The organism is Streptomyces sp. NPDC056987 (genome assembly GCF_042673865.1).
Taxonomy (GTDB): Bacteria; Actinomycetota; Actinomycetes; order Streptomycetales; family Streptomycetaceae; genus Streptomyces.
The window spans coordinates 80,201-105,485 of sequence record NZ_JBHURV010000006.1; the positions used below are offsets into that span (position 1 = coordinate 80,201).

General features: G+C 72.0%; 18 protein-coding genes and 1 pseudogene. 13 read left to right on the plus strand and 6 right to left on the minus strand.

Features of this window, described 5'->3' with window-relative positions:
- Positions 1-72: 72 nt before the first annotated feature.
- The gene (aspA, locus tag ACFTZC_RS09410) at positions 73-1,491 is read left to right on the plus strand and encodes an aspartate ammonia-lyase (protein ID WP_382888186.1); all 1,419 of its coding nucleotides are present in this window, start codon (positions 73-75) and stop codon (positions 1,489-1,491) included.
- Positions 1,492-1,584: 93 nt separating this feature from the next.
- Here aspA and ACFTZC_RS09415 read toward each other — a convergent pair whose 3' ends face one another.
- On the minus strand, positions 1,585-3,198 hold the full coding sequence (locus ACFTZC_RS09415; protein WP_382888187.1) for an alkaline phosphatase D family protein: 1,614 nt from the start codon (positions 3,196-3,198) through the stop codon (positions 1,585-1,587).
- A 392-nt stretch (positions 3,199-3,590) separates the two neighbouring features.
- Between ACFTZC_RS09415 and ACFTZC_RS09420 the strand changes: the two genes are divergently transcribed.
- The 4 genes from ACFTZC_RS09420 to ACFTZC_RS09435 are packed head-to-tail and all read left to right on the plus strand — an operon-like array spanning position 3,591 to position 9,686.
- A complete protein-coding gene (locus tag ACFTZC_RS09420; protein ID WP_382888188.1) occupies positions 3,591-6,512 on the plus strand; it encodes a family 78 glycoside hydrolase catalytic domain in 2,922 nt (973 codons plus the stop codon).
- The gene (locus tag ACFTZC_RS09425) at positions 6,509-7,819 is read left to right on the plus strand and encodes an extracellular solute-binding protein (RefSeq protein ID WP_382888189.1); all 1,311 of its coding nucleotides are present in this window, start codon (positions 6,509-6,511) and stop codon (positions 7,817-7,819) included. Before ACFTZC_RS09420 ends, ACFTZC_RS09425 begins: the two co-directional genes overlap by 4 nt.
- Positions 7,816-8,802, plus strand: coding sequence for a carbohydrate ABC transporter permease (locus ACFTZC_RS09430; RefSeq protein ID WP_382888190.1), 987 nt, complete (start codon positions 7,816-7,818; stop codon positions 8,800-8,802). The genes ACFTZC_RS09425 and ACFTZC_RS09430 overlap by 4 nt, the downstream gene beginning before the upstream one ends.
- Entirely contained in the window at positions 8,799-9,686 is an 888-nt protein-coding gene (locus ACFTZC_RS09435; protein ID WP_382888191.1) for a carbohydrate ABC transporter permease, read from the plus strand. The genes ACFTZC_RS09430 and ACFTZC_RS09435 overlap by 4 nt, the downstream gene beginning before the upstream one ends.
- A 99-nt stretch (positions 9,687-9,785) precedes the next feature.
- Here the strand turns inward: ACFTZC_RS09435 and ACFTZC_RS09440 are convergent, their stop codons facing one another.
- The 3 genes from ACFTZC_RS09440 to ACFTZC_RS09450 are packed head-to-tail and all read right to left on the minus strand — an operon-like array spanning position 9,786 to position 13,147.
- A complete protein-coding gene (locus ACFTZC_RS09440; protein ID WP_382888192.1) occupies positions 9,786-11,240 on the minus strand; it encodes an FGGY family carbohydrate kinase in 1,455 nt (484 codons plus the stop codon).
- 56 nt (positions 11,241-11,296) lie between these two features.
- Positions 11,297-12,313: a 2-hydroxyacid dehydrogenase gene (locus ACFTZC_RS09445; RefSeq protein ID WP_382888193.1), complete on the minus strand. Its 1,017-nt coding sequence runs from the start codon at positions 12,311-12,313 to the stop codon at positions 11,297-11,299.
- Positions 12,314-12,352: 39 nt separating this feature from the next.
- Entirely contained in the window at positions 12,353-13,147 is a 795-nt protein-coding gene (locus ACFTZC_RS09450) for a DeoR/GlpR family DNA-binding transcription regulator (RefSeq protein ID WP_382888194.1), read from the minus strand.
- Positions 13,148-13,435: 288 nt separating this feature from the next.
- Here ACFTZC_RS09450 and ACFTZC_RS09455 point away from each other — a divergent pair, with 288 nt between their 5' ends.
- The 4 genes from ACFTZC_RS09455 to ACFTZC_RS09470 all read left to right on the plus strand — a co-directional run bounded on the left by ACFTZC_RS09455 (position 13,436) and on the right by ACFTZC_RS09470 (position 17,022).
- A complete protein-coding gene (locus tag ACFTZC_RS09455; protein ID WP_382888195.1) occupies positions 13,436-14,965 on the plus strand; it encodes an FGGY-family carbohydrate kinase in 1,530 nt (509 codons plus the stop codon).
- On the plus strand, positions 14,962-15,618 hold the full coding sequence (locus tag ACFTZC_RS09460) for a histidine phosphatase family protein (protein ID WP_382888196.1): 657 nt from the start codon (positions 14,962-14,964) through the stop codon (positions 15,616-15,618). Before ACFTZC_RS09455 ends, ACFTZC_RS09460 begins: the two co-directional genes overlap by 4 nt.
- Positions 15,619-15,691: 73 nt before the next feature.
- On the plus strand, positions 15,692-15,949 hold the full coding sequence (locus ACFTZC_RS09465) for a hypothetical protein (RefSeq protein WP_365817509.1): 258 nt from the start codon (positions 15,692-15,694) through the stop codon (positions 15,947-15,949).
- A gap of 179 nt (positions 15,950-16,128) precedes the next feature.
- Complete coding sequence (locus ACFTZC_RS09470; protein WP_382888197.1) at positions 16,129-17,022, plus strand: serine protease; 894 nt, start codon at positions 16,129-16,131, stop codon at positions 17,020-17,022.
- A 111-nt stretch (positions 17,023-17,133) separates the two neighbouring features.
- Here ACFTZC_RS09470 and ACFTZC_RS09475 read toward each other — a convergent pair.
- Both ACFTZC_RS09475 and ACFTZC_RS09480 read right to left on the minus strand, forming a co-directional pair.
- Positions 17,134-18,378, minus strand: a pseudogene (locus ACFTZC_RS09475) (immunoglobulin-like domain-containing protein); the annotation flags it as partial.
- A gap of 233 nt (positions 18,379-18,611) precedes the next feature.
- Positions 18,612-20,801: an alpha-galactosidase gene (locus tag ACFTZC_RS09480; RefSeq protein WP_382888198.1), complete on the minus strand. Its 2,190-nt coding sequence runs from the start codon at positions 20,799-20,801 to the stop codon at positions 18,612-18,614.
- Positions 20,802-20,904: 103 nt separating this feature from the next.
- On the opposite strand from ACFTZC_RS09480, the gene ACFTZC_RS09485 reads away from it, so the two are divergent.
- The 4 genes from ACFTZC_RS09485 to ACFTZC_RS09500 all read left to right on the plus strand — a co-directional run bounded on the left by ACFTZC_RS09485 (position 20,905) and on the right by ACFTZC_RS09500 (position 25,280).
- The gene (locus tag ACFTZC_RS09485; protein ID WP_382888199.1) at positions 20,905-21,975 is read left to right on the plus strand and encodes a LacI family DNA-binding transcriptional regulator; all 1,071 of its coding nucleotides are present in this window, start codon (positions 20,905-20,907) and stop codon (positions 21,973-21,975) included.
- 75 nt (positions 21,976-22,050) lie between these two features.
- Complete coding sequence (locus tag ACFTZC_RS09490; RefSeq protein ID WP_382888200.1) at positions 22,051-23,373, plus strand: ABC transporter substrate-binding protein; 1,323 nt, start codon at positions 22,051-22,053, stop codon at positions 23,371-23,373.
- 105 nt (positions 23,374-23,478) lie between these two features.
- Entirely contained in the window at positions 23,479-24,405 is a 927-nt protein-coding gene (locus ACFTZC_RS09495; RefSeq protein WP_382888201.1) for a carbohydrate ABC transporter permease, read from the plus strand.
- Positions 24,402-25,280, plus strand: coding sequence for a carbohydrate ABC transporter permease (locus ACFTZC_RS09500; protein ID WP_382888202.1), 879 nt, complete (start codon positions 24,402-24,404; stop codon positions 25,278-25,280). The genes ACFTZC_RS09495 and ACFTZC_RS09500 overlap by 4 nt, the downstream gene beginning before the upstream one ends.
- Positions 25,281-25,285: the final 5 nt, after the last annotated feature.

Sequence of the window (25,285 nt, forward strand, 5' to 3'; positions counted from 1 at the left end):
GCCCGCGTGGCCCGGCCGCGCGGGCCCTGTCCGGCCGATCTCCTCCCACCCTCACGAAGGAACCCCTGCGCCATGACTGCCGGCCACCGCTCCGAACACGATCTGCTCGGCGACCGCGACATACCCGCCGACGCGTACTGGGGCGTGCACACGCTGCGCGCCTCGGAGAACTTCCCCATCACCGGTACGGCCATCTCCGCGTACCCGCATCTGATCAACGCGCTCGCCGCCGTGAAGGAGGCCGCGGCCCGTGCCAACGAGGACCTCGGGCTGCTCGCCGGGGAGAAGGCCGCGGCCATCGCCGCCGCCTGCCGGGAGATACGGGAGGAGGGCAGGTTCCACGACCAGTTCGTCGTGGACGTCATCCAGGGCGGCGCCGGCACCTCGACCAACATGAACGCCAACGAGGTGATCGCCAACCGGGCGCTGGAGCTCCTCGGGCACACCAAGGGCGACTACGCGCACCTGCACCCCAACGAGGACGTCAACCTCAGCCAGTCCACGAACGACGTCTACCCGACCGCCGTCAACGTGGCCACGATCATCGCCGTGCGCGAACTGCTCGACGCGATGACCGTCCTGCGCGAGGCGTTCGCCGCCAAGGCGGCGGAGTTCCACGACATCCTCAAGATGGGGCGCACCCAGCTCCAGGACGCCGTGCCCATGACGCTCGGCCAGGAGTTCTCGGCGTACGCGGTGATGCTGGAGGAGGACCAGAGCCGGCTGGCCGAGGCCGTCCTCCTCATCCACGAGATCAACCTCGGCGCGACCGCCATCGGCACCGGCCTCAACGCCCCCGCCGGCTACGCGGAGGCCGCCCGCCGCCATCTCTCGGACCTCACCGGGCTGCCCCTGGTCACCGCGGCCAACCTCGTGGAGGCCACCCAGGACTGCGGCGCCTTCGTCCATCTCTCCGGGGTGCTCAAGCGCATCGCGGTCAAGCTCTCCAAGAGCTGCAACGATCTGCGGCTGCTCTCCTCCGGGCCGCGCGCGGGCTTCGCGGAGATCAACCTGCCGCCGGTCCAGGCCGGGTCGAGCATCATGCCCGGCAAGGTCAACCCGGTGATCCCCGAGGTCGTCAACCAGGTCGCCTTCGAGGTGATCGGCAACGACGTCACCATCACCATGGCCGCCGAGGCGGGACAGCTCCAGCTCAACGCCTTCGAGCCGATCATCCTGCACTCCCTCTCGGAGAGCATCACCCATCTGCGGGCCGCCTGCGTCACCCTCGCCGAGCGCTGTGTCTCCGGCATCACCGCCAACACCGAGACGCTGCGCGCGACCGTCGAGAACTCCATCGGACTCGTCACCGCGCTCAATCCGCACATCGGCTACACCGCCGCGACCGAGATCGCCAAGGAGGCGCTGGCCACCGGCCGCGGCGTCGCCGAACTCGTGCTGGAGCGCGGGCTCCTCCCGGCCGACCGGCTCGCGGCGCTGCTGCGCCCCGAGGTGATCGCCGGTACGGGGCCGCGCCCCGTCGCCCCGTAACACCGCACCCGCGGCCCCCTCGGCGAGCGCGCCGGTCCGTACGTACCTCCGCGGGTACGGGACCGGCGCGCCCGTGCGTACGCGCGCGTCCGGTCAGACGGGCTGCACGCCCGGCCGGCCCGCCTCGGTGACGAAGGACATCCGGGTGGACACCGGCGCGCCGGGGGTGGTGACGTACGGCAGGACCCGGAAGTCGGCGCGGCAGCTGCGCGGGGTGAGGGAGCAGCGGACGTAACCGCGCTGGTAGTTGGTGAACTTGATGTGCCGGTTGGCGGCCAGCAGGTTCGCCCCGGACGGGTCCAGGTCCATGCCGTCCATCTTGGTCGAGATGGAGGTGCCGACGAACTCGACCCCGATGGCGGGGGAGTCCGGGTCGTCGAAGTTCCGCTTGAGGTCCGCCGCGAGATGGCGGTGCATGTCACCGGTGAGCACGACGGGGTTGGCCACGTTCCGGTCGGAGATCTCCTTGAAGAGCCGTTCGCGGGAGGCCACATAGCCGTCCCAGAAGTCCATCACGAAGGACTGGCCGGGACCGGGGTCGGTGTCCACCTGGTTCATGGCGATCTGCTGGGGGATCAGGTTCCACTTCGCGTCGGAGCGGCCCAGGCTGTTGTAGAGCCATCGTTCCTGCTCCGCGCCGAGGATGGTGCGGTCGGGGTCGAGCCGCTCCTCGCAGCCGGTCTTGGTGCCGTCGCCGCACGGCTGGTCGTCGCGGTACAGCCGGGTGTCGAGGATGTGGAACGTCGCCATCCGCCCGTACCGCAGACTCCGGTACATCCGGGCGTCGAAGCCGCGCGGCTTGTTCGGCAGCCGCAGGGGCAGGTGTTCGTAGTACGCCTGGAAGGCCGCCGCGGCGCGCACCCGGAAGGCCGCCGGGTCCACGTCCGGGTGTTTGGAGATGTCGCCGGCCCAGTTGTCCTCGACCTCGTGGTCGTCCCACACGACGGCGAAGGGATGGGCCTGGTGGGCGGCGATGAGGTCGTTGTCGAAGCGGTGCAGCGCGTGCCGGTTGCGGTACTGGGTCAGGTCCATCGGCTCGGGGCGCAGCTCGGCGGCGACGGGGGTCTTGCGTACGCCGCCCATGGCGTCGATGGGGTTCTCGTAGATGTAGTCGCCGAGATGGAGGACCAGATCGACGTCTTCCTCGGCGAGATGCCGGTAGGCGGTGTAGAACCCCTCGAACCACGCCTGGCAGGAGACGAACGCGAAGTTCAGGGAGCGGGGGTCGCTGTGCGGCGCGGGCGCGGTGCGCGAGCGGCCGACGGGGGAGAGCATGCCGCCGGCGCGGAAGCGGTAGTAGTACTGGCGGCCGGGTCTGAGTCCGCTGACCTCGACGTGGACGGAGTGGGCGAGTTCGGCGACCGCCCGGGTCCAGCCCCGGCGGACGACGCGCCGGAAGCGCTCGTCCTCCGCCACCTCCCAGTAGACGGTGACCGCGCGCGGGTCCATGCCGCCGGTTCCGTCGGGGGCGAGCGGGTGCGGCGCGAGCCGGGTCCAGAGGACGAAGCCGTCCGGCCAGGGATCGCCGGACGCGACCCCGAGGGTGAACGGGTCCTCGCGGAGGCGGCGTTCGGCGGCGCCCGCCCGGCCCGCCGACAGATTGCCTGCCGCGACCGCCAGTGCGACCGTTCCGGTGGCGCCGAGCATCGCCCTTCTCCCGAACCCGGTGGCCGAGGTGGTTCCGCTGGTGCTGATCCCACTGTTCATCCGCATGAATCCTCGTCCGTTCGTCGTGCGCGATTCCCGCGTGACCCGAGGCGGAAATGACGCGTGATTTAACGTCCGTTCATGTTGTAATCACACGGTGAATATCACACGTATTCACCCGTCACAAGACCACCCGCCGCCAGGTCGACAACGCCTGTCGCAGGCGACTGTACGGCGGCATCGCGGTGCTGACCGATCGCGCCATGAGGTGTCCGACCAGCCCTGTGTAACACCCTTGACACTTCTCGCGGGCGGCTCATAGTGTCCACGCCACAGAATTCACGTTAGATTTCACATGGAGACGTGTCGTCTTCACGCCGGGTGGGTGGTGAACGACGGCGTAGGAACGATGGTGATGCGCCGTTAGGCCGGCGCGCAGGAAGGACGTGTCCGTGTCCGGTCCCTCCGCAGCGGGGCGCCTGCGCCCCTACGGTCTGCGCTGCGACCACCGCGTCACCCCCCTGGGCATCGACGAGCCCGGACCGCTGCTCTCGTGGCGGCTCGCCTCCGACCGCCGGGGCGACGCCCCGGCCGGTCACCGGGTACGGGTCGGGCGGCGGCCCGAGGACCTCGCCGCAGGCGGTGAACCCCTGTGGGACAGCGGTCCGCTGACGGACCCGCGGGCGGTCTGCGTCCGCTACACCGGGCCCGCGCTGGAGCCCCGTACCCGCTACCACTGGCAGGTCACCGTCGACCCGGCCGGCCCGGGGGCTCCCGCGGCGGCCGGCTCCTGGTTCGAGACCGGCCTCGTCATGGCGCCGACCGGCGACCCCTCCGGCGACCCGGTCGGCGAACGGCCCGACGACGACGGCTGGCGCGCGAGCTGGATCACCCACGACCCCGACCCGATCGAGGTGATGGACGCGCCGACCGAGGGCGAGGCGGCCCTCGACCACCACGGGCTCACCCCCTGCCCCGTCCTGCGGCGCGCCTTCCCCGGCACCCCCGGCCCGGTCGACCGCGCACGGCTGTACGTGAGCGCGCGCGGGCTCTACGAGATCCGGCTCAACGGCACCCGGGTCGGCGACGCCGAACTCGCCCCCGGCTGGACCGACTACCACCACCGGATCCAGTACCAGACGTACGACGTGACGGAACTGATCCGGGACGGCGGCGGTGAGAACGTCCTCGCCGCGACGGTCGCCGACGGCTGGTGGAGCGGCTTCGTCGGCTTCGAACCCCGCAGGGCGGGCGCCCACTACGGCTCGACGCCCCAGCTGCTGGCCGAACTCCACCTGGTCGACGCCGACGGCCGTACCACGAGAGTCGTCACCGACCACACCTGGCGCACCGGTACGGGCACGATTCGCCATGCCGACCTGCTCATGGGCGAGTGCCACGATCTGCGCCGCTCCGCCGACGGCTGGGACCTGCCCGGCTTCGACGACGCCGACTGGTCGCCCGCGCGGGTCACGGACGCCGACCACCGGCTGCTCGTCGCCGCGCCCGACGAACCCGTGCGGGCCACCGCCGAACTGACCCCCCGTACGGTCACCCGGCTGCGCGACGGCGTCCATGTCGTCGACTTCGGCCAGAACCTCGCCGGAAGGGTACGGCTCCGCGTCGACGGCCTCGCCCACGGCGCCCGGGTGACGCTGCGCCACGCCGAGGTCCTGGACGAGGACGGCGAGCTCTACACCGCCAACCTGCGCACCGCCGCCGCGACCGACCTGCTCATCGGCGACGGGCGGGCGCACACCGTCTTCGAGCCGCGCTTCACCTACCACGGCTTCCGCTACGCCGAGGTCACCGGCCTCGCCGAGCTGGCCGCGCCGGACATCGTCGCCGTCGCGCTGCACAGCGACACCCCGTGGGCCGGCTCGTTCGACTGCTCCGACCCCGACATCCGGCGGCTCCACGACTGCGTCACCTGGGGCCAGCGCTCCAACTTCGTCAGCGTGCCCACCGACTGCCCGCAGCGCGACGAACGCCTCGGCTGGCTCGCGGACGCGCAGGTCTTCCTGCCCACGGCCGCCCTCAACGCCGATGTCGCCGCGTTCTTCACCAAGTGGCTGCGCGACGTGGACGACGCCCGCACCCCCGACGGCGGCTTCACCAACGTCGCCCCGCGCCTCGTGGGGGTCGCCGACGAAGGCGCCCCCGGCTGGGCCGACGCGGGCGTCATCATCCCGTGGCACCTCTACCGCACCTACGACGACCCGCGCTTCCTCGCCCGCGCGCTGCCCGGCATGTGCGCCTGGGTGGAGCTGATCCGCCGTCACAACCCCGACCTCGTCTGGCGCCACCGCGTCGGCCCGCACTTCTCCGACTGGCTGGCCCCCGGCACCCCGACTCCGCGCGAGGTCGTCGCCACCGCCTACTTCGCGCACAGCGCCCACCTCACCGCACGCGCCGCCGAGGTGCTCGGCCACCACGACCTCGCCCGCGAACACCACCGGCTGGCCGCCGCTGTACGGGCCGCCTTCAACGACCGCTTCGTCACCCGCACACCGGGCCCGGACGAGGCGGACGGGCCGGACGGCGGCTCCGTACGGATCGAGGGCGACACCCAGACCGGCTACCTCCTCGCCCTCGCCTTCCACCTGCTCCCCGAGGAACAGGAGCCCGCGGCCGCCCGGCGCCTCGCCGAACTGGTCGAGGCCGCGGGCCCCGGACTCGTCACCGGCTTCCTCGGGGTCGCCCTCGCCGCGCCCGTCCTGGACGCGCACGGCCGCGCCGACCTCGCCCACGCCCTGCTGCGCCGTACCGAGGCACCCTCCTGGCTCTTCCCGCTGCACCACGGCGCCACCACGATCTGGGAACGCTGGGACGGCTGGACCCCCGAGGCCGGCTTCCGGGCCCCGGCGATGAACTCCTTCAACCACTACGCGCTCGGCTCGATCGGCGAATGGCTCTACCGGGGCGTCGCCGGACTCGACCAGAGCGCCGACTCCACCGGCTACCGGCACCTGACCGTACGCCCCGCCCCCGGCGACCTCACCCACGCGAGCGCCCGGTACGAATCGGTCCGCGGCACCGTCACCGTGCGCTGGGAACGGCGCGGCGACACCCTCTCCCTGCGCGTGCGGGTGCCCCCGGGCGCCACCGCCGAGATCCATGTCCCCACCACCGACCCCCGGTCGGTCCGTGAGTCCGGCGAGGTACCCGTGGACGGCGCCCACCTCACCGTCGCCGGGACCGGCCCCGGCCGCGCCGTCTACCGCGTGGCCTCCGGCGTCTACCGCTTCACCGCCGCCTACGTACCGGCGGGCACACCGGAGCGCGGAGGGCCGCACCGCGCCGCCGCGCTCCCGCGCACACCAGGTCCGGCGGCGCCGACGCACGCCGGCCCCCACGAGGAGGACATGACATGACCACGGGTTCCCGCGTCCCGCCCCTCCCCGGCACGCTCAGCCGACGAGGGCTGCTCCGCATGGGCGGCGGGGCCGCGGCCCTCGCCGCGCTGCCCCCGGCCCTCACCGCGTGTTCCGGCTCCGGCGGTTCCGGCGGCGGCAAGGTCCGTATCGTCGGCGTCGCCGACCAGCAGAAGCCCGTCGAGGAACTGCTGGCCGCCTACCGCAAGAGCCACCCCGACGACACCTTCGCCACCTCCTTCGCCCCCACCGACCAGGTCCAGACCGTCGTACGCACCCAGCTCGCCGGCGGCAACGCCCCCGACGTGCACGTCCTGTTCCCCGGCAGCGGAAGCGCCATGTCCATGGTCGAGCTGGCCAAGGCGGGGCTGCTCACCGACCTCTCGGCGCAGAAGTGGACCCAGGGCATACCCAAGAACTTCGACGCCGCCTACCGCTACGAGGGCAAGACCTACCTCTACTCGGCCGGCAGCAGCGTCATCGGCGCCATATACAACAAGAAGACCTTCGCCAAGGCCGGTGTGCAGCCGCCCACGACCTGGGCTGAACTCCTCGACGTCTGCGCCACGCTGAAGGCGAAGGGCATCGTGCCGATCGCCCTCGGCGCGCAGACGCCCTGGGTCACCCAGCTCATCACATACGCCCTCGTCCCCAACGCGGTCTACGCCACGACCCCCGGCTTCGACGCCGACATGGCCGCCGGACGCACCACGTTCGCCGACTCCGGCTGGGCCGACGCCCTCGGCAGGTACAAGGAGCTCCAGACCAAGGGCTTCTTCAACGACAACCCCAACGGCACCACCTTCGAGCAGCAGACCTCCCTCGTCGCGAGCGGCAAGGCGGCCATGGCCGTGCAGGTCTCCGCGGTGCTCTCCACCTTCCGCGACGCCACCCGGACCCCCGACGACCTGGGCATGTTCCCCTTCCCCGGCGGTGACGACGCCGCCCAACTGTGGATACCGGCGGGGATCGTGGTCGGACTGGGCGTCGCCGCCCACGCCAAGAACCCGGACAAGGCCAAGGCGTTCGTCGACTTCCTCGGCCGGCAGGAGAACATCAACGCCTGGGCGACCGCCGTCTCCGCGATCCCCTTCCAGCGGGACGCCACGACCAGGATCGACCCCGTGCTGGCCGACTTCCTGCCGATCATCGACGCCGACCGCGCCGTCCCCTTCATGGACCAGGCATGGCCCAACGCGGAGGTGCAGCCCGCCCACTTCGCCGCCGTACAGGATCTCCTCGCGGGCAAGACCGACGTCAAGGGCGCGCTGGGACAGCTGGACGCGGCCTACGGCAAGACATCGTGAACCCCCTGCCCGAGCGGACCACACCGCGACCCGGGCCGCCGTCCCCCGCCGCCCCCGGGACCGCCCGGAAGACGGACGGGAGCGGGGCGGCGCGCACCGCCCGATGGCGGCGCGACGGCACCCTCCCCCCGTGGGGCTTCGTCGTCCCCGCGCTCCTGGTGTACGCCGTCGTCGTCCTCTACCCGAGCCTCGCGGGCGTCGTCTACGCCTTCACGGACTGGTCCGGCGTCGGCGGCTTCTCCTTCGTCGGCGTGGACAACTTCCGTACGCTGCTGGACGACCGGCGCGCCCTGGAGTCCGTCGGCAACACCCTGCTGCTCACCCTCGCCGTGGTCGTCGTCCAGAACGGCATCGGCCTGCTGCTCGCGCTCGGCGTGCACGCCAACATCAGATCGCGCGCCCTGCTCCGCGTGATCTTCTTCGCGCCCGCCGTCGTCAGCCCCGTCATGGTCGCCTTCCTCTGGAAGTACGTGTACAACCCCGACGACGGCGCCGGGCTCAACGGGATCCTCGGCGCCGTCGGGCTCGGCGGACTGCGCCAGGACTGGCTCGGCGACCCCGCGCTCGCCCTGTGGTCGGTCGCCGCGATGGTGGTCTGGCAGTACGCGGGGTACTCGATGGTCATCTTCCTCGCCGGGCTCCAGGGCGTGCCCGCCGAACTCCACGAGGCGGCGCGGATCGACGGCGCGGGTGCCTGGCAGCGCTTCCGCTTCGTGACCTGGCCGCTGCTCGCCCCGGCGCTCACCATCAACCTGATGCTGTCGACCATCGGCGGGCTGAAACTCTTCGACCAGGTGTACGCCGCCACCAACGGCGGCCCCGGCACCTCCAGCGAGACCCTGTCCACGGTGCTCTACAAAGAGGCCTTCGTCTACGGCAAGTTCGGCTACAGCACCGCGGTCGCCCTCGTCCTCGCGCTGTTCGTCGCCGCCGTCTCCCTGGTCCAGCTCCGCTATCTGCGTGCCCGGGAGGTCACCGCGTGAGCACCACCGCCACCGCCCCGCAGGACGCCACCGCGGCCCGGACCGCGCGTCAACGCCGCCGGACCCGCTCGCGGTTCGGGGGCTACGCCCTGGAACTGGTGATGATCGCCGTCGCGGTGGTCTTCCTCTTCCCGGTGTACGCGCTGGTCACCCTGGCGATGAAGGACCCCCGGCAGATCGCCGAGTCGCCGCTGTCGCCGCCCGCGCCGCCCACCTTCGCCAACTTCGGGGACGCCTGGTCCTCCGCCTCGCTCGGCCCCGCCCTGGTCAGCAGCGCGCTCATCACCACCGTCAGCCTGCTCCTGCTGATCGTCCTCGGCTCCACCGGCGCCTACTACCTGGCCCGCCGGGCACGCGGCCTCGGGTACGGGCTCTACGTCCTCTTCCTGCTCGGGATCGTGCTGCCGTTCCAGCTCGGCATGATCCCGCTCTACAAACTGGTCGACAGCCTCGGCTGGCTCGGCACCTACCAGGGCATGGTCCTCTTCTACACCGGCATCCAGCTCCCGTTCACCGTCTTCCTCTACACCGGCTTCATCCGCGCCCTGCCCGCGGACTACGCGCAGGCGGCGCTGATCGACGGCTGCGACAACCGGCAGGCCTTCACCCGGATCGTCTTCCCCCTGCTGCGGCCCATCACCGGCACCGTGATCATCCTGAACGCGGTGTTCATCTGGAACGACTTCTTCACCCCGCTGCTCTACCTCGGCGGCTCCGGCAAGGAGACCGTGCCCGTGGGGGTGTTCTCCTTCGTCGGCCAGTACGTCTCCGACTACGGCCTGGTCTTCGCCGGACTGGTACTGGCCGCGCTGCCGATCCTGATCGTGTTCCTGCTGCTCCAGCGCTATGTCATCAAGGGGTTCGCGAGCGGCCTCAAGGGCTGAGGCTGCTCCTCGGCCAGGGCAAGGCCCGGCTCGAAGGCCCGGCCGCCGCGGATGCTCCGGCCTCGCGGGCCGAGGCAGGAGCATCCGCCGGCCACCGGCTCAGCGGGTGCCGTCGGGGCCCCGCCAGCGCGCCCGCGCGCTCTCCACCCGGAACAGGTAGTCCGCGTACGCCTCCTCGTAGAACGCCACACCCGCCGGATCCGGGTCCACCACCGTCTCCGGGGCCGTCCAGGCGGCGACGTCCAGCTCCCGGCCCAGCTGCTCGCCCCGGGCGGCGACGGCGGCCAGCACGGCGCCGCGCGCGCCCGGCTCCGGGCCGCGCGCCACCCGCAGCGGCCGTCCGATGACATCGGCGAACAGCCGCAGCCAGGCCTGGCTGCGCGTACCGCCGCCGCACACGGCCAGTTCGCCGGTGAGGCCGGCCGCCTCCAGGCAGTGCCGCGCCGCGAAGGCGATCGCCTCGCACATGCCCCGCACCAGGTCGGCGCGCGAGGCCCGCAGATCGAGGCCGGTGAACTCCGCGCGGGCGGTGTGGTCCACGAACGGCGCGCGCTCGCCCGAGGGGGAGAGGTACGGCAGCGCGGTCACCCCCCGGGCGCCACGCGGGGTCGAGTCCAGCAGACCGGAGACCTGTTCGTGCGCCGTGCCGGTGACCCCCAGCACCCAGTCGAGCGCGACTGTGCCGGTCATCGCCGGCAGCGCCCGCATATGGCGGTCGGGTCTGGCCAGCGCCAGATGGAAGCCCACCGGCTCCTCGTCGAACGCGACCCGCTCGACGACGACCTGGCACGCCAGCGTCGTCCCCACGATGAGCAGCCCGTCGCCCGGCTCGGTCACACCCGCGCCGATCGCGCACGCGGGTAGGTCGTACGGTCCCGAGGTGACCGGCGTCCCGTCCGGCAGCCCCGGGACGCCGCCGCGGGCCTCCCCGTACGGCAGGGTCGCCGCGATGGGCGGCAGCAGCCCCGCGCGGTGGCCGACGCCGAGGGCCGCGAGCGCCTCGGGGGAGTAGGCGCGGGTGCGCGGGTCGAGGAAGGGGACGGAAGCGTCGGAGAGATCGGTGGAACGCTCGCCCGTCAGCCGCAGATGGATGATGTCCTTGCAGCTCGCGGCGGTCGTCGCGGAGTCCAGGGAGTGCGGCTCGTGCCGGTCCAGCCAGGCCAGCAGCGGCCCGGGGGAGCCCGGGAACAGGACGTTCCCCGTCCGCCGGTACATTCGCCCCGCCGTACCGTCGTCCATCCACTCCTTGACGAGGGAGCCCGCGCGGCCGTCCATCCACGAGAGCGCGGGGCGCACCGCGCGGCCCCGGTGGTCGGCCAGCCACAGGCCGTCGCCCTGGCCGGTGAGGGCGACGAGGGCGGGCGGCGTACGGCCCGCCGTCACCGCGCCGACGACCTCGGTGGCGGCGCACACCACTTCCTCGACGTCCTGTTCCACCTTGTCGCCCCGCCCGCCCAGCGAGATCGGGACCGACTCCACTCCCAGGGCCGCGCCGTCGTCCGCGAAGGCGACGGCCTTGGCGACCGAGGTACCCATGTCCACTCCGACGAACACCGTGTCTCCTCTTGTCGATTCGATTCGATGTGCTGTGTTGCGGAACCCGTGGATCGTCAGGCGACGCGGTGGGCGAGCGGCTCACCCCGCAGGAACCGGCCCACCTCGGCCGCCGCGATACGCGCCGCGTTGTGCGCGACGGCGGTGTTCGCGCCCGCCAGATGAGGCGTCATGACGAGCCGGGGAGCGGTCCGCAGCCGCGAGTCCGCGGGGGGCGGCTCCACGGCGAACACGTCGAGGCCCGCCGCCCCGAGCCGCCCCGACTCCAGCGCGTCGCACAGCGCCGCCTCGTCCAGCAGCGCGCCGCGCGCGCAGTTGACCACGACCGCGCCCTCCGGGAGCAGCGCGAGTTCCCGGGCGCCGAGCAGACCGCGGGTCTCCGGCGTCAGCCGCGCGTGCAGCGACACCACGTCGGAGCGGCGCAGCAGCTCGTCCAGGTCCGCGACCGGCGTGCCCGCCGCGCGCAGCGCGTCCTGGTCCGCGTACGGGTCGTACAGCAGGACCCGCGCGCCGAACGCGGTCAGCGCCCGCGCCACCCGGCTGCCGACGGCGCCGCAGCCGATCAGCCCGACCGTCGCGCCGTCCAGACCGGGGCCGCAGTTGCCGTACGTGTAGAACTCGCCCGCCCAGCGGCCCCGGGCGAGCGCGGTGGACGTCTCCGGGATCCGGCGCATCGCGGCAAGGAGCAGCCCCACCGTGTACTCGGCGGTGGCGGCGGCGTTGCGCCCCGGGGTGTTGCAGACCTGGACGCCCCGCTCCTTCGCCGCCTCCAGATTGACGTTGACGGGACCGCCCCGGCCGACCACCACCAGCCGCAGTTCGGGGGAGCCTTCGAGGACCTTGCGCGTCACCGGGGCCATCTGCGTCACGCAGACCCGCGCCCCCTCCAGCGCGGCGAGAACGGTCTCCTCGTCCCCCGACGCCTCCTCGACCTCACCGACCGGGCCGAACGGCGTCAGCGGCCACTCCAGCAGCAGTTCCCCGATCGTATGACCGCGACCGATCTCGGCTTCCAGTTCCCGGGTGAAGAGGTCGGGGGCGACGAAGTGGTCGCCCGCGGCGAGGATTCTCATCGGCGCGGTCTCCTTGGCGTGGACTCGGCTGACGGCAGGTCAGGCGGCGGCGGTCTCGGCGATCTCGTAGGGGACACCGCGCTCGTCGAGCGAGCGCAGCACCTCGGGCGGGGTGCGGTCGTCGATCAGTATCAGATCGAAGGTGCTGAGCGGGGTCAGCCGGTGCAGTGCGGTCCGGTCGAGTTTCGAGTGGTCGATCATCAGGACGCTGCGCCCGGCGGCCTTGAGCATCGCGCGCTTGACGGCGACGATGCGCTGTTCCTGGTGGAAGGCGTAGTCGCCGTAGACCGACGAGGTGGAGACGAAACACAGGTCGACGCGGAGCGCCTCCACGGCCTCCACACAGGGGACTCCGAGGAACGAGTCGTGCAGCGGGTCGTAATCGCCGCCCAGCGCCATGAGATGGAGGCCGCGCTCGTCGGCGAGGAGGTTCAGGACCTCCAGGAAGTTGGTCACGACGGTCAGCGGCTCGATGCGGGGGAGCAGCCGGGCCAGCTCCAGCGCGGTCGTCGAGTCGTCCAGCAGCACCGACATGCCGGGCTCGATCAGGGTCGCGGCCCGGGCCGCGATCGCCTCCTTCTCCAGCCGCATGGTCTTCTTGCGGAACGCCACATTGCTCTCGAACACCCCGGAGGGCTGGACGGTGACCCCACCGCGGAACTTGCGCAGCACGCCCTCGCGTTCCAGCTCGTCGATGTCGCGGTAGATCGTCATCACGCTCACGCCGAACCGCTCCGCCAGATCCGACGCCGACACCGAACCCTCGGTCAGCACATGGTCGGAAATCTCGCGGCGGCGCTGGAGGGGGCCCCGCCGGCTCTTGTCCTGTGACATTCCTCGGTCCTGTTCCAGCGACACCTCAGTAACATCAAGCTCTGAGGATATAACATTGTTTGTTGATGTACCGTCGGCAGTGTTCACCACGGACAGCGACCCGGTCAACCCGTCGACCGACGGCGCGACGCGTTCCTCACCAGGCAGGACGCGACGGACCCGGCCCGTTCGCGGCCGCCGGGACGAGGGACCGCGGCCGGGGACGACGGGTGTGAAAAGCGTCGTGGGGTCACGCGTCGCCGGACGGTACGACGGCAGGAACCGGGAACGACGGGAAGGCGGGAGCTTGTGACGGACCCACGCCACCAGGACGTGTGGATCGGAGTCGACCTCGGCACCCAGAGCGTGCGCGCCCTCGCCGTCACCGACGACGGCCAGGTGCTCGGCCGCGGCTCCGCGCCCCTCACCGGCCACCGCGACGGGAACCGACACGAACAGCTCCCGGCCGACTGGTGGTCGGGCGTCCGCACCGCGCTGCGCGGCACACTCCGTACCGTCGCCGCCTCGCGGGTGCGGGGCCTCTCCGTCTGCGGCACATCCGGTACGGTCCTGCTGACCGGCCCCGACGGGGCGCCGCTCACCCCCGCGCTCATGTACGACGACGGGCGCGCCGGGGCCGAGGCCGCCCGCGCCCAGGAGGCCGGCGCCGACGTCTGGCGCTCCATGGGGCACCGCATCCAGCCGAGCTGGGCCCTCGCCAAACTCCTCTGGCTCACCGGCCCGGGGGCCGAGGGGGCCGCGGACGCGGGCGCGCTCCGGGGCGCCCGCGTCTGCCACCAGACCGACTTCGTCACCGCCCGGCTCGTCGGACACCCCGTACCGACCGACACCAGCCACGCGCTGAAGACCGGCTACGACCTGACCACCCGGTCCTGGCCCGTCGCCGTCCACGACCGACTCGGCCTCGCGGAGCTGGACTTCCCGCCCGTGGTGCTCCCCGGCACCCCGCTCGGCACGGTGTGCGCCGAGGCGGCGGACGCGACGGGGCTCGCCGTCTCCACCCCGGTCGTCGCCGGCATGACCGACGGGTGCGCCGCCCAACTCGGCTCCGGCGCCTGGGACATCGGGCAGTGGAACACCGTCCTCGGCACGACCCTCGTCCTCAAGGGCGTCACCGCGGCCCCGCTCCACGACCCCGCGGGGGTGCTCTACAGCCACCTCTCCCCGGACGGCCACTGGCTCCCCGGCGGCGCCTCCAGCGTCGGCGCGGGCGCCCTGACCCGGGCGTTCCCCGGTGCCGACCTCGCCCACCTCGACCGCCTCGCCGCGCACCGCGAACCGGCGGGCGCCGTCGCGTACCCCCTGGTCTCGCGCGGCGAGCGCTTCCCCTTCCTGGCCGCCGACGCCGAGCCCTTCGTGCTCGGCACACCCCGCGACGACGCCGACCACTACGCCGCGCTGCTCCAGGGCGTCGCCCTCACCGAACGGCTCTGCCTGGCCTACCTCGGCCTGCTCGGCGCCCCCGTCGACCGGGCGGTCACCTTCACGGGCGGCGCCACCCGCAGCGCCTACTGGAACCAGCTCCGCGCGGATGTCCTCGGCCGCAGGGCCACCGTCCCCGCCCACACCGACTCGGCCCTCGGCATGGCCGTTCTCGCCGCCCACGGCGTACGGCGCGCCGCCACCGACTCCGGCCGGGCGGGCCCCGACGCCCCCCTCTCCGACCTGCGCGGGATGGTCCGCGTCCGTACGGTGCTGGAACCGCGCCCCCGGGTAGGCGCCCGCTTCCAGGAGCCCTTCACCGCCCTCGTCGACGCGCTGGAACAGCGCGGCTGGCTGCCCGCACCGACCGCCGCCTACGCACGGGAGCACGGATGAACCCCGCGGCCCCTCCTACTCCTACTCCTACTCCTACTCCCACGACCCTCTTCCTCGCGCGCCACGGCGAGACCGTCTGGCACGCGGAGAACCGCTACACCGGGGTCAGCGACATCGAACTGACCCCGCGCGGTGTCGAGCAGGCCGGGGAACTCGGCGCGTGGGCGGGCGGCGCCCGGCTCGACGCGATCGTCACCTCCCCCCTCACCCGCGCCCGGCGCACCGCGGAGCCGGCCGCCCGGGCGACCGGTCTGACGCCCGTCGTCGAACCGGAGCTGACCGAGATCGACTTCGGGGTCGCCGAGGGGCGCACGATCGCCGAACTCCACGCCTCCCACCCGCGCGAGACCGCCGCCTTCCTCGGTGATCCGGCCGCCCATCCGCTGCCGGGCGGCGAGGACCCGAAGGCCGCCGCGGGCCGGGGCGCCGCCGCGCTGCTGCGCCTCGCGGACGCGCGGCCCGGCGGGCGGGTGCTGGTCGTCGCGCACAACACGCTCTTCCGGCTGGTGCTGTGCCGGTTGCTCGGGATCCCGGAGAGCGAGTACCGCAGGGTCCTGCCGGGGCTGCGCAACTGCGCGATCACCGAAGTACGGGTGAGCGCGGGCGCGCCCGCGCTCATGTCGTACAACGTGCCCACAGGCAAGGCAGGGTGACGGCGGGTCGCGGCTTGTCATCCCATCGGGTCCGGGTACGTGCCCTCCGGAGCCCGCGCTCGTTGTATCGATCATGAACGTGCAACGGATTCTCACCGCAGCCGCCGCCGGTTCCGCGCTTCTCGCGGCCGTCGCCCCCTCCGCCCAGGCCCTCGACCTGGGATCCACGCTGACCAGTACGGCGAAGACCGCCGTCGCCGTCGGCCAGGAGGCCAAGCCGGTCGTCGAGGGTGTCACCGGAAACAAGCTGGGCAAGAAGGTCGGCGCCGTGAAGAAGGCCGTCCAGGCCGGAACGGACGCCGTCCAGGCGGGCAATGAACTGATCAACTGATTCCGACCAGCGAGTGCGCGGGGCGGGGCGGTGCCGGCAGGCACGGTCCCGCCCCGCGCTGTGTGTCCGGCTCCAGGGATCCCGAACTCCCCAGGCGTGGTTGCCTGTTGGCCCTCTTGCGTCAACAATGCCCATGTCAAAAAACACCGAAGGAACTTCGGTCACAGAGGGGATCCCACATGAGAAAGCCTCTCCTCGGCGCGCTGCTCGCCGTCCTGCTCCTCGGAGCCGGCACGGCACCCGCGATGGCCACAAGCCATGACGCGGGCGCGCCCACGAAGGCGGTACGGACCGGCGCGGCGACGGATGTCGCCGACCCGGCACCCCAGGCCCGGCTCGCGGCGGTCGACTTCGCCGGAACGGTCGCGCTCAGCAACTGTTCCGGATCCGTCGTCCGCACGCCCCAGTCGCAGCCGACCGACCCCGCACTCGTCCTCTCCAACGGGCACTGCCTGGAGACCGGCTTCCCTGCCGCCGGACAGGTCATCGTCGACCGGGCGTCCACCCGCACGTTCACCCTGCTCAACTCGGCCGGCACCGGTGTGGCCACCCTGCGGGCCAACAAGATCGCGTACGGGACGATGACCGACACCGACATCTCGCTGTACCAGCTCACCAGCACCTACGCCCAGATCCAGAGCGCGTACGGCATCACGGCGCTGGAACTCAACGCCGCCCGCCCCGTCCAGGGCACCGCGATCAAGGTGGTTTCCGGCTACTGGAAGCGCATCTACAGCTGCTCCATCGACGGCTTCGCCTATCTCCTCAAGGAGGGGAGCTGGACCTGGAAGGACTCGGTCCGCTACACCTCCGCCTGCAACACCATCGGCGGCACCTCGGGCTCGCCCGTGATCGACGACGCCACCGGAAAGGTCGTCGCCGTCAACAACACCGGCAACGAGGACGGCGCGCGCTGCACGCTCAACAACCCGTGCGAGGTCGACGCGAACGGCACCGTCACCGTTCGCCAGGGCATCAACTACGCACAGGAGACGTACGGGATCGTGCCCTGCGTCACGACCGGCAGCAAGATCGACCTGAGCGCCCCCGGGTGCACCCTGCCCAAGCCGTAGACCGGTCCGGCACCCGCGACGTACGACGGCTGCCGTCCGGAACTCCGGACGGCAGCCGCCCCCTTCCGGGCGCCGGGGCTACGGCCGGGTGACCTCCGCCGTCGCGTCGGCGACCGATGCCTCGGGGGTGTATGCGCCGAGCAGCCGGTCGTACTCCTCCTGGGTCACCGGCAGGACGGTGCCGTGGCGCGGGCTGGCCGGGAGTCCGTAGTTCTCCGACATGGTCCAGGTGCCGGAGTCGAGGTCGGTGGTCTCGAAGGGGATGTAGCCGCGGTCCCCGAACTCGTCGATGAACAGGTACCACTTCTCCTCGGTGTTGGACTTGAAGACCGTCGGCCCCTCGCCCCGGGAGACGGAACCCCGGCCGATGCAGTCGGCGACGAAGTCGTAGGAGGTGGAGCGCAGGTCGTCGGACTTCTCGGCGGTGATGAACTTGGCGCACGGGGTGGACGAGGAGCCGTCCCGCTCGTCCTTCGTGAAGCGGTAGTAGCTGCCGTCGTGGCGGATCACGGTCGAGTCGATGACCGAGTAGCCGGGGTCGTTCCACACCTTCGCCTCGCTGAAGGTACGGAAGTCACGGGTGGTCGCGTACATCATCTTGTTGTACGTCGAGCCGGTGTGCTGCGGGTCGTCGTCCGCGTAGATCTTCGAGGCCCAGAAGACGACGTACGCGTGGAGTGTGTCGTCGTAGTACGCCTCGGGCGCCCAGGTGTTGCCCGCGGTGTCCGGGGCGACCTCCACCAGCCGCTGGTCGGTCCAGTTCACCAGGTCGGTGGATTCCCACACCATGATGGACCTGCTGCCGGTGCGCTGGACCTGGTCCCAGTTCCCGTTGCCGTACATCCTGAGGTCGGTGGCGATCTGGTAGAAGGTGTCGCCCTCGGGGGAGCGGATGACGAACGGGTCGCGCAGCCCCTTCGTGCCCAGCTCGGAGGAGAGCACCGGCCTGCCGCCGTTCAACTCCCGCCAGTGGAGCGGGTCGTTGCCCCGGCTGAGCGCCGTGCGGATCTGCTCGCCGTCCGCGGTGCCCTCGCCGGTGAAGTAACTGAACGCGTACCCCGTGTACTTCTGCTTCGCGGGCAGTTCGCGGATGGTGGCGGGGAACGCCCGGGTGGCGCGGGCCTTGCCGCGGGTGACGGTCGCGGTGAGCCGTACGGACCGCGCGCCGGAGCCGTGCCGGGGGCGGTGGACCAGACCGGTCGCGTCGATCACCGCCGGCCTGTCGGACCTCCAGCTCACGGAGGTGGCTCCGGTGCCGGTGTCCGGCAGGGTGAGATGGCCGCGTACGTCGTCCAGACCGGCCACGGTGAGCTGCGCGGCGGCGAGTCGGGTGGCGGCCCTGTCGCCGTCGTCCGGGGACTCCGCTTGCGCGGGTCCTCCGGGGACGGCGAGCAGTCCGAGCAGCAGGGCGAAGAGCGGAACGAAGCCTCTGCGTGCGGTGCGGGGGCGCATGGAGGTCCTCCCCGGACAGAATGATCTGTGAGGTATTGCGCGTTCCTGTTGGAACGGCCGTCCCGAAGTGTTGTCACGTGTGCGACACAGCGTCAATGGTCGTGCACGGATGGGTCGCACCGAAACTCTCGCCGGTGTCAGTGGGGCGCCGGGGTGAGGGCGACGAGCAGGCAGGCCGGGGCGGCCGGGAGTTCGACGGTCAGCTCCGCGCGCTCCGCCCGCCAGCGCGCCCGGCCGGAGGAGGCCAGGGGGTGCAGGATCTCCACACGCGCCTCGACACCCGCGAGATGCGGTACGGACAGGGTGCGCGTGGCCTCCTCGTCCCGGCGCCAGAGCGACAGATAGGTCGTCCCCGGGGACGCGGCCGGCGCCCCGCCGGGACGCAGCCCCAGCGCGACCCAGGCATCGGTCCACCCCGGCAGCCCCAGCGGCCAGAAGGGCACCGCGGTGGCCAGCTCGCCCCGCAGCGACTTGTACGTGGCCACGGCCTCGCGCACCAGGGCGAGTTGGGGCTCCGTCATATGGTCCAGATGCCCGGAGAGATGGATCCGGCCCAGCAGCGCGCTCCCGAGGGTGAACGAGATCTCCTCCGGGGTGAACCCCGGCTGCGGATAGGCCCAGACCGCGCCCTGCTCCGGCGGCACGGCCGTGGGCGCCGAAGCCGCGATCGGCGGGTAGTACAGGGGGTCCTGCTGGTCGCTGGTGGACTGGAGCTGGGTGACGGCCAGCGAGGCGCCGTCCATGCGCATTCCGCCGGACGCGCAGTTCTCGACGACCAGGCCCGGATGGCGGTCCAGCGCCGCGCCGAGCCACTCCAGGTAGGCGCGGGTGTGGCCGAGCAGCCCGCCGCCCGGCGAGGTGTCCCCCTCGCCCTGGGTGCCGGGCGCCACACTGATGTTGTAGTCCAGCTTGAGATAGCCGACACCCCAGTCGCCGACGATCCGGTCGATCGTCGCGTCGAGATGGGCACGGGCCGCCGGATGGCGCAGATCGAGCTGGTGACGGCCGTGTTCGGTGATCCGGACACCGTCGCGCCGGAAGAACGCCTCGGGCGGCAGGCTCTTGGCGACCGGGCTGCGGACCCCCACCACCTCCGGCTCCAGCCACAGCCCCGGGACCATCCCGCGCGAGCGGATGTGGTCCAGCACCGCCTGGATACCGCCGTCCGGGAAGCGCCGCTCCGAGGGCAGCCACTCGCCGACACTGTCCCACCAGCCCTTCGCCTGGTCGTCGTACCAGCCGGAGTCGATGCAGAAGTACTCCGCGCCCGCCGCCGCGGCGGCGTCGACGAGCGGCAGCAGACGCTCGGTCGTCGGATCGCCCATCAGGGTGTTCATGTAGTCGTTGAAGACCACCGGCAGGGTGGTGTGGTCCGGGTGCGGGCGGCGGACGGCCCGGCGGTACGCGGTGAGGTGGCCGAGCGCGTCCTCGAAGTCCGCGCCCACCGCGACCGCGGCGGCGACCGTGGTGAACTCCCCGCCGGGCGCCAGCCGTTCACGCCACTGGTGCTCGGCGTCGGTGGGCCCGTTCAGCGCGAGATAGGCGGCGCCCGCCCGCTCGCCGGTGTCCCATCGCCACCCCGCGGCCGACTCGATCTGCCAGAGCAGCCCGCGTCCCGTGGCGCGGTCGGTCAGCCCGCCCATCGGGAGGTGGCCGTCGCTGGGCCAGCTTCCGCGTCCCGCGAGGGTGAGCGCGGCACGGCTGTCGTGCTCGTGGGCCTCGTGGTTGAGCCCGGCGACCGTCTCGCGCAGCGGGGCGCGGTACCAACGGCACTCCGCGAGCCAGTCGTTGCGCGCGCGGTGCACGTCGAGGACGTCGGGGGAGGGCAGCCCGCCCACGAGCAGGCTGCTGACCGACTGCACGACGAGCGGCTCCACCCCCTCGTTGACGAGCCGGACCTCGCTCCGCAGCACGGCCACCCCGTCGGGCGACGAGTACCGCACCTCGGCGGTCAACCCGCTGAGCGGATCGTGCAGTTCGACCGTGAGCCGGTGCCACCCGCCCTCGCGTACGGATCGGTGCGCGCGGTGCCGCAGCCGGGAGCCGAGCGCCCCGTCGAGGAAGCGCTGCCCCGACCAACCGCTCCCGTGGCCCAGCGCCGTCACCTCGACGAGCGGCAGCGGCGCCGAGGTGACGCGCAGCCCGCCCGCGGGAGCCGTCGCGGAGGGGGCCCGGCGGTCGCCCGTGACGGCGCCGCCGGTCCCGTCCGGGCGGGAGAGTCCGGTCATCCTCAGCGTGCCGTCGGGGGCGGTGGCGAACTCCGCCCGGAGCGCCGCATGCCCCCAAGTGAACGTCTCCCGCGTGCTGTTCGCCGACTGACCGGTCAACGTGTCCCCTCCCGAACCGCCGGTGCCGGCGGTGTGCGTCCGGTGCGTGAATCCTTCGTTACGGTCTCTTGACGAGTCCTGTGTGACCGGTCACAATCCTGGCATGAATGTGACCGGTCACACAAGGAAGACGGCCAAGCCGGGCGCGAAGGCAGGCCCGAGCATCCGGGACGTCGCCGCCGCGGCCGACGTCTCGTACCAGACCGTCTCCCGTGTGATCAACGGCCACCCGAGCGTCAAGCGGTCCACCCGCGAACGGGTCCTCGCCACCATCGACGAACTCGGGTTCCGGCGCAGCGCCACCGCGCTCGCGCTGGCCAGCGGCCGCTCCCGGTCCGTCACCGTGCTCACCGCGAACACCACGCACCACGGCTACGCGGCGATCCTCCAGGGCATCGAGGAGGCGGCCCGCGGCGCCTCCTACGCCATGGGGATCGGCGTGCTGGAATCGGCCGAGGAGAGCGCCGTACGGGCCGACGTCCAGCGCGCCGCCGACACCGGCGGCGGTCTGATCGTGATCGCGTACGATCCGGCCGGGGTCGCGGCGCTGAACGCCGTCCCCGCCGGGCTCCCGGTCGTCGGGGTGGTCGAGACCCCCGCGAGCCCGCCCGGCGACGAACTGCCCTGGGTCTGGACCGACGACCGGCGGGCGGCCCACGAGGCCACCCGCCATCTGCTGGCGCTCGGCCACCGGACCGTGCACTACGTCGCGATCCCCTCCAGCACCCGCCGCACCGCGCCCCGGACGGCGGGGTGGCGGGCCGCGCTGCGCGAGGCGGGGGCGCCCGAGCCGCGCCGCATCCAGGGCGGCTGGGGACCTGCCGACGGGTACGCCGCAGGGCGGAAGCTGGCCGCCGACCCGGATGTCACCGCGATCCTCTGCGGCAACGACGATCTCGCCCTCGGCGTGATCCGGGCACTGCACGAGGCGGGCCGGGCGGTCCCCGGCGAGGTGAGCGTGGCCGGCTTCGACGACGCGCCCGGCTCCGCCTATCTCACCCCGTCGCTCACCTCCGTACGACTGGACTTCACCGGCCTGGGGCGGGCCGCCTTCGGGCTGCTGCACGGCGTCGTGGAGGAGTCGGCGCCGGTGGCGCCGCGCCCCCTGTCCGTACCGGAGCTGGTGGTGCGGGAGAGCTCAGGACCGCCGCCCGCCGCCACCCGGGAGCCGTGACACCGCACACCACGCCAGGACCCACCGCCAGAGCGCCCTCCCCATGTCCCTCTACGCAGTGAGGCAGAGCCCCCGATGAAGAGAGTTCTCCCAGCCCTCGTCCTGATATGCGTGACCGCCCTCACCGCCACCGCGTGCAGCGACCCCACGGCGGGGGACGGCGGGAGCGGCGCGGACTCCGGAGCCCCGGTCGACCCCACGGCCCGGCTCGACGGTGTGAAACTGACGATGTGGACGGCACAGAACACCGTCAACGCGCCCCGGCAGGTCATCGAAGCCTTCGAGCGGGCCACCGGCGCCACCGTCGACACCCAGGCCATCCCCGACCTGTACGAGCAGAACGTACCGACCAAGCTCGCCTCGGGCGACAAGCCGGACCTGATGTTCTGGCAGCCGTCCGTCTCCACACTGCCCTTCGTCCAGCCCCGGCAGAACCTCCTCACCCTCGACGGCGAACCCTGGGTCGGCAGGCTCGGCGACACGGAGCGGTCCCTCGGCGTCGTCGAGGGCAAGCGGTACGCCGCGATCGTCACCAGCCCCGCCATGCTCGGCGTCTACTACAACAAGGATGTCTTCCGGAAGGCGGGCATCACCGAGGACCGGTTCCCCCGGAACTACGCGGAGCTGCTGAAGCTCGGCCACACGGTCAAGGACCGGACCGACGCCGCCGCGTTCTACGAGTCCGGCGGCGACAAGTGGCCCCTGCAGTGGCAGATGCAGGTACAGCTCACCGACCTCGACCAGCAGTGGTGGGACGGGCTCAACACCAACAAGGAGAAGTGGACCGACCCGGTCGTCGTCAACGCCATCACGACCTACAAGGACCAACTCCTCGGTGCCGGACTCGCGCAGAAGAACTACCGCACCGGCACCTTCACCGGCTCCGCCGACGCGCTGTGGAACGGCGAGGCGGGCATGGTCCTCAACGTCACGTCCTTCCAGACACAGTTGCAGGCGAAGCACAGCACCGCGGAGATCGACCGGAAGATCGGCTGGTTCCCGGTCTCCCGCTCGGACGCCACCGGCATGTACTCGCCCGACCAGACGAACGGGGTCGTCGCCTTCAGGACCGGCGACGAGAAGCGGCAGAACGCCGCCCGCCAGTTCCTGGCCTTCTGGCTCGGCACGGACTACGCGCAGTACATCAAGGCGATGAAGATCCCGTCCGTCCAGCCCGGCGTACCCAGCCCCGAGGGGCTTCCCGGGACCTCGCTGGCCCAGCTCAAGGCGCTGCCCACCGCCAACGGTGTGTTCCAGGCCAAGGCCGTCGTCGCCCCGGACACCCATCTCTACCTCGCCGACATGATCTACGGCAAGAAGACCCCGGCGCAGGTGGCCCAGGCCATCCAGGACCAGTTCGCCCAGGTGGCCAAGGCGCAGGGCGCACCGGGATTCTGACGGACCGTCATGGACCTTGCCCAACCGGTCCCCGGCCGGTGCCCCATCACTGCCCCATCACTGAACACTCGGTAACGGAACACTTCGGAACGAGGGATGTCAGCCGTGGCGGAGACAGCCATACGCCCACGCAAGGCGGCGCCGCCCGCCCGTGGGAAGAGCAAACCGGTGGGACGGCTGCCCCGCGCGGCCGTCCACCACCCCTGGTGGTTCGCGCTGCCGGCGGTCGTGCTCTTCGCCGCCTTCTTCCTGGTGCCGAACCTGCTCAACTTCTACTACCCGTTCACCAACTGGTCCTCGTACCACCCCGACATCGCCTTCACCGGGCTCGACAACTTCGCCACCATCGCCGAGGACGGCTCCCTGGTCCGGGCCATCAGGACCACCCTTGTCTACGCGGCCCTGGCGGCCCTCTTCCAGAACGGCTTCGGGCTCGGCCTGGCCCTGCTCCTGGAACAGGACTCCCGCTTCAACCGCTTCTTCCGCGCTGTGTTCTTCCTGCCCGTGCTGATCTCCGCACTCGCCGTCGGCTACGTCTTCCAGGCCCTGCTCGACCAGGACGGCGCGGTCAACTCCGCGCTCGGCACGGACATCCCCTGGCTCGGCTCCACCACCTGGACCCTCGTCCTGGTCTCCGTCATCCACGGCTGGAAGTGGATGGGCCTGTCCATGCTGATCTACCTCGCCGGGCTCAAGGGCATCCCCGGCGACATGCTGGAGGCCGCGAAGGTCGACGGGGCCGGGCCCTGGCGCACCTTCCGCTCGGTGCGCTGGCCGATGCTCGCGCCCGCCCTCACCTTCAACGTGACCACCGCCCTCGTCGGCTCGATGAACACCTTCGACATCGTCCAGGCCACCACGGGCGGCGGCCCCGCCGCCTCCACCGAGGTCTTCAACATCTACATGTTCCGGGTCTTCGGACAGGGCCTGTACGCCCAGGCCTCCGCGATGAGCCTCGTCCTCTTCCTGATCGTGGTCGCCATCGCGATCCCCCTCGTCATCGGGCTGCGCCGAAGGGAGCAGATGCTGTGACCACCGCTCACGCCCCGGCGGCGGCCCGCCGCACACCGGTCTCCGGCCGGGAGTCGCGCGCCTGGCGCCACGGGCGCCCCGTCCTGGTGATGCTGCTCGCGGCCGTCGCCGTCGGCGTACCCCTGTGGCTGGTCCTCGTCACCTCGGCCAAGCCGCAGGGCGAGGCGGTCCGACCCAACCTCGCTCCGCCCCGGCAGTGGCAGCCCGCCGACAACTACGCGGACGCCGTCGGCCAGGGCGAGATGCTCCGGGGCTTCGCCAACTCCCTGCTGGTGGTGGTGCCTTCGGTGGCGCTGGTGCTGATCCTCGGCGCGGGCGCGGCCTGGGTCTTCGCGCGCCGCTCGTCCCGGCTGGTCTCGGCGGCGTACGCGCTGACCATCAGCGGCCTCCTGCTGCCGCCCGCCGTGATCACCATCGTGATGGAGCTGCGCCAGCTCGGACTCGCCGGCACCCGCCCCGGCATGATCGCCGTCTACACCGGCATGTATCTGTCCACCTCGGTCTTCTTCATGACCGGGTTCATCCGCACCATCCCCACCGAACTGGAGGAAGCGGCGCGGATCGACGGCGCGGGGCCGGTGCGGATCTTCCTGCGCGTCATCCTGCCACTGCTGCGGCCGGTGATCGCCACCGCGACGATCATGGTGATGCTCTACGCCTGGAGCGACATCTTCTACGCCTTCTTCGTTCTCGGCGGCTCGGACGCGGCGACCCTGCCCATCAACCTGTACCAGGTCGCCGGAGCACAGCTCTACCTCAACAACTGGCATCTCATCTTCGCGTACGTGGTGGTGATGAGCCTGCCGATGGTCGCCGTCTTCCTGGTGGCCCAGCGCAGGATCGTGTCCGGAATCACCAGCGGAGCCGTCAAGTAACGTCG

What these genes read in the sequence shown, in the direction of transcription:
- aspA (WP_382888186.1), top strand. Translation starts at nt 73, where the DNA reads ATGACTGCCGGCCACCGCTCCGAACACGATCTGCTCGGCGACCGCGAC.
- ACFTZC_RS09415 (WP_382888187.1), bottom strand. Translation starts at nt 3,198, where the DNA reads ATGAACAGTGGGATCAGCACCAGCGGAACCACCTCGGCCACCGGGTTC.
- ACFTZC_RS09425 (WP_382888189.1), top strand. Translation starts at nt 6,509, where the DNA reads ATGACCACGGGTTCCCGCGTCCCGCCCCTCCCCGGCACGCTCAGCCGA.
- ACFTZC_RS09445 (WP_382888193.1), bottom strand. Translation starts at nt 12,313, where the DNA reads ATGAGAATCCTCGCCGCGGGCGACCACTTCGTCGCCCCCGACCTCTTC.
- ACFTZC_RS09450 (WP_382888194.1), bottom strand. Translation starts at nt 13,147, where the DNA reads ATGTCACAGGACAAGAGCCGGCGGGGCCCCCTCCAGCGCCGCCGCGAG.
- ACFTZC_RS09460 (WP_382888196.1), top strand. Translation starts at nt 14,962, where the DNA reads ATGAACCCCGCGGCCCCTCCTACTCCTACTCCTACTCCTACTCCCACG.
- ACFTZC_RS09465 (WP_365817509.1), top strand. Translation starts at nt 15,692, where the DNA reads ATGAACGTGCAACGGATTCTCACCGCAGCCGCCGCCGGTTCCGCGCTT.
- ACFTZC_RS09470 (WP_382888197.1), top strand. Translation starts at nt 16,129, where the DNA reads ATGAGAAAGCCTCTCCTCGGCGCGCTGCTCGCCGTCCTGCTCCTCGGA.
- ACFTZC_RS09485 (WP_382888199.1), top strand. Translation starts at nt 20,905, where the DNA reads ATGAATGTGACCGGTCACACAAGGAAGACGGCCAAGCCGGGCGCGAAG.
- ACFTZC_RS09490 (WP_382888200.1), top strand. Translation starts at nt 22,051, where the DNA reads ATGAAGAGAGTTCTCCCAGCCCTCGTCCTGATATGCGTGACCGCCCTC.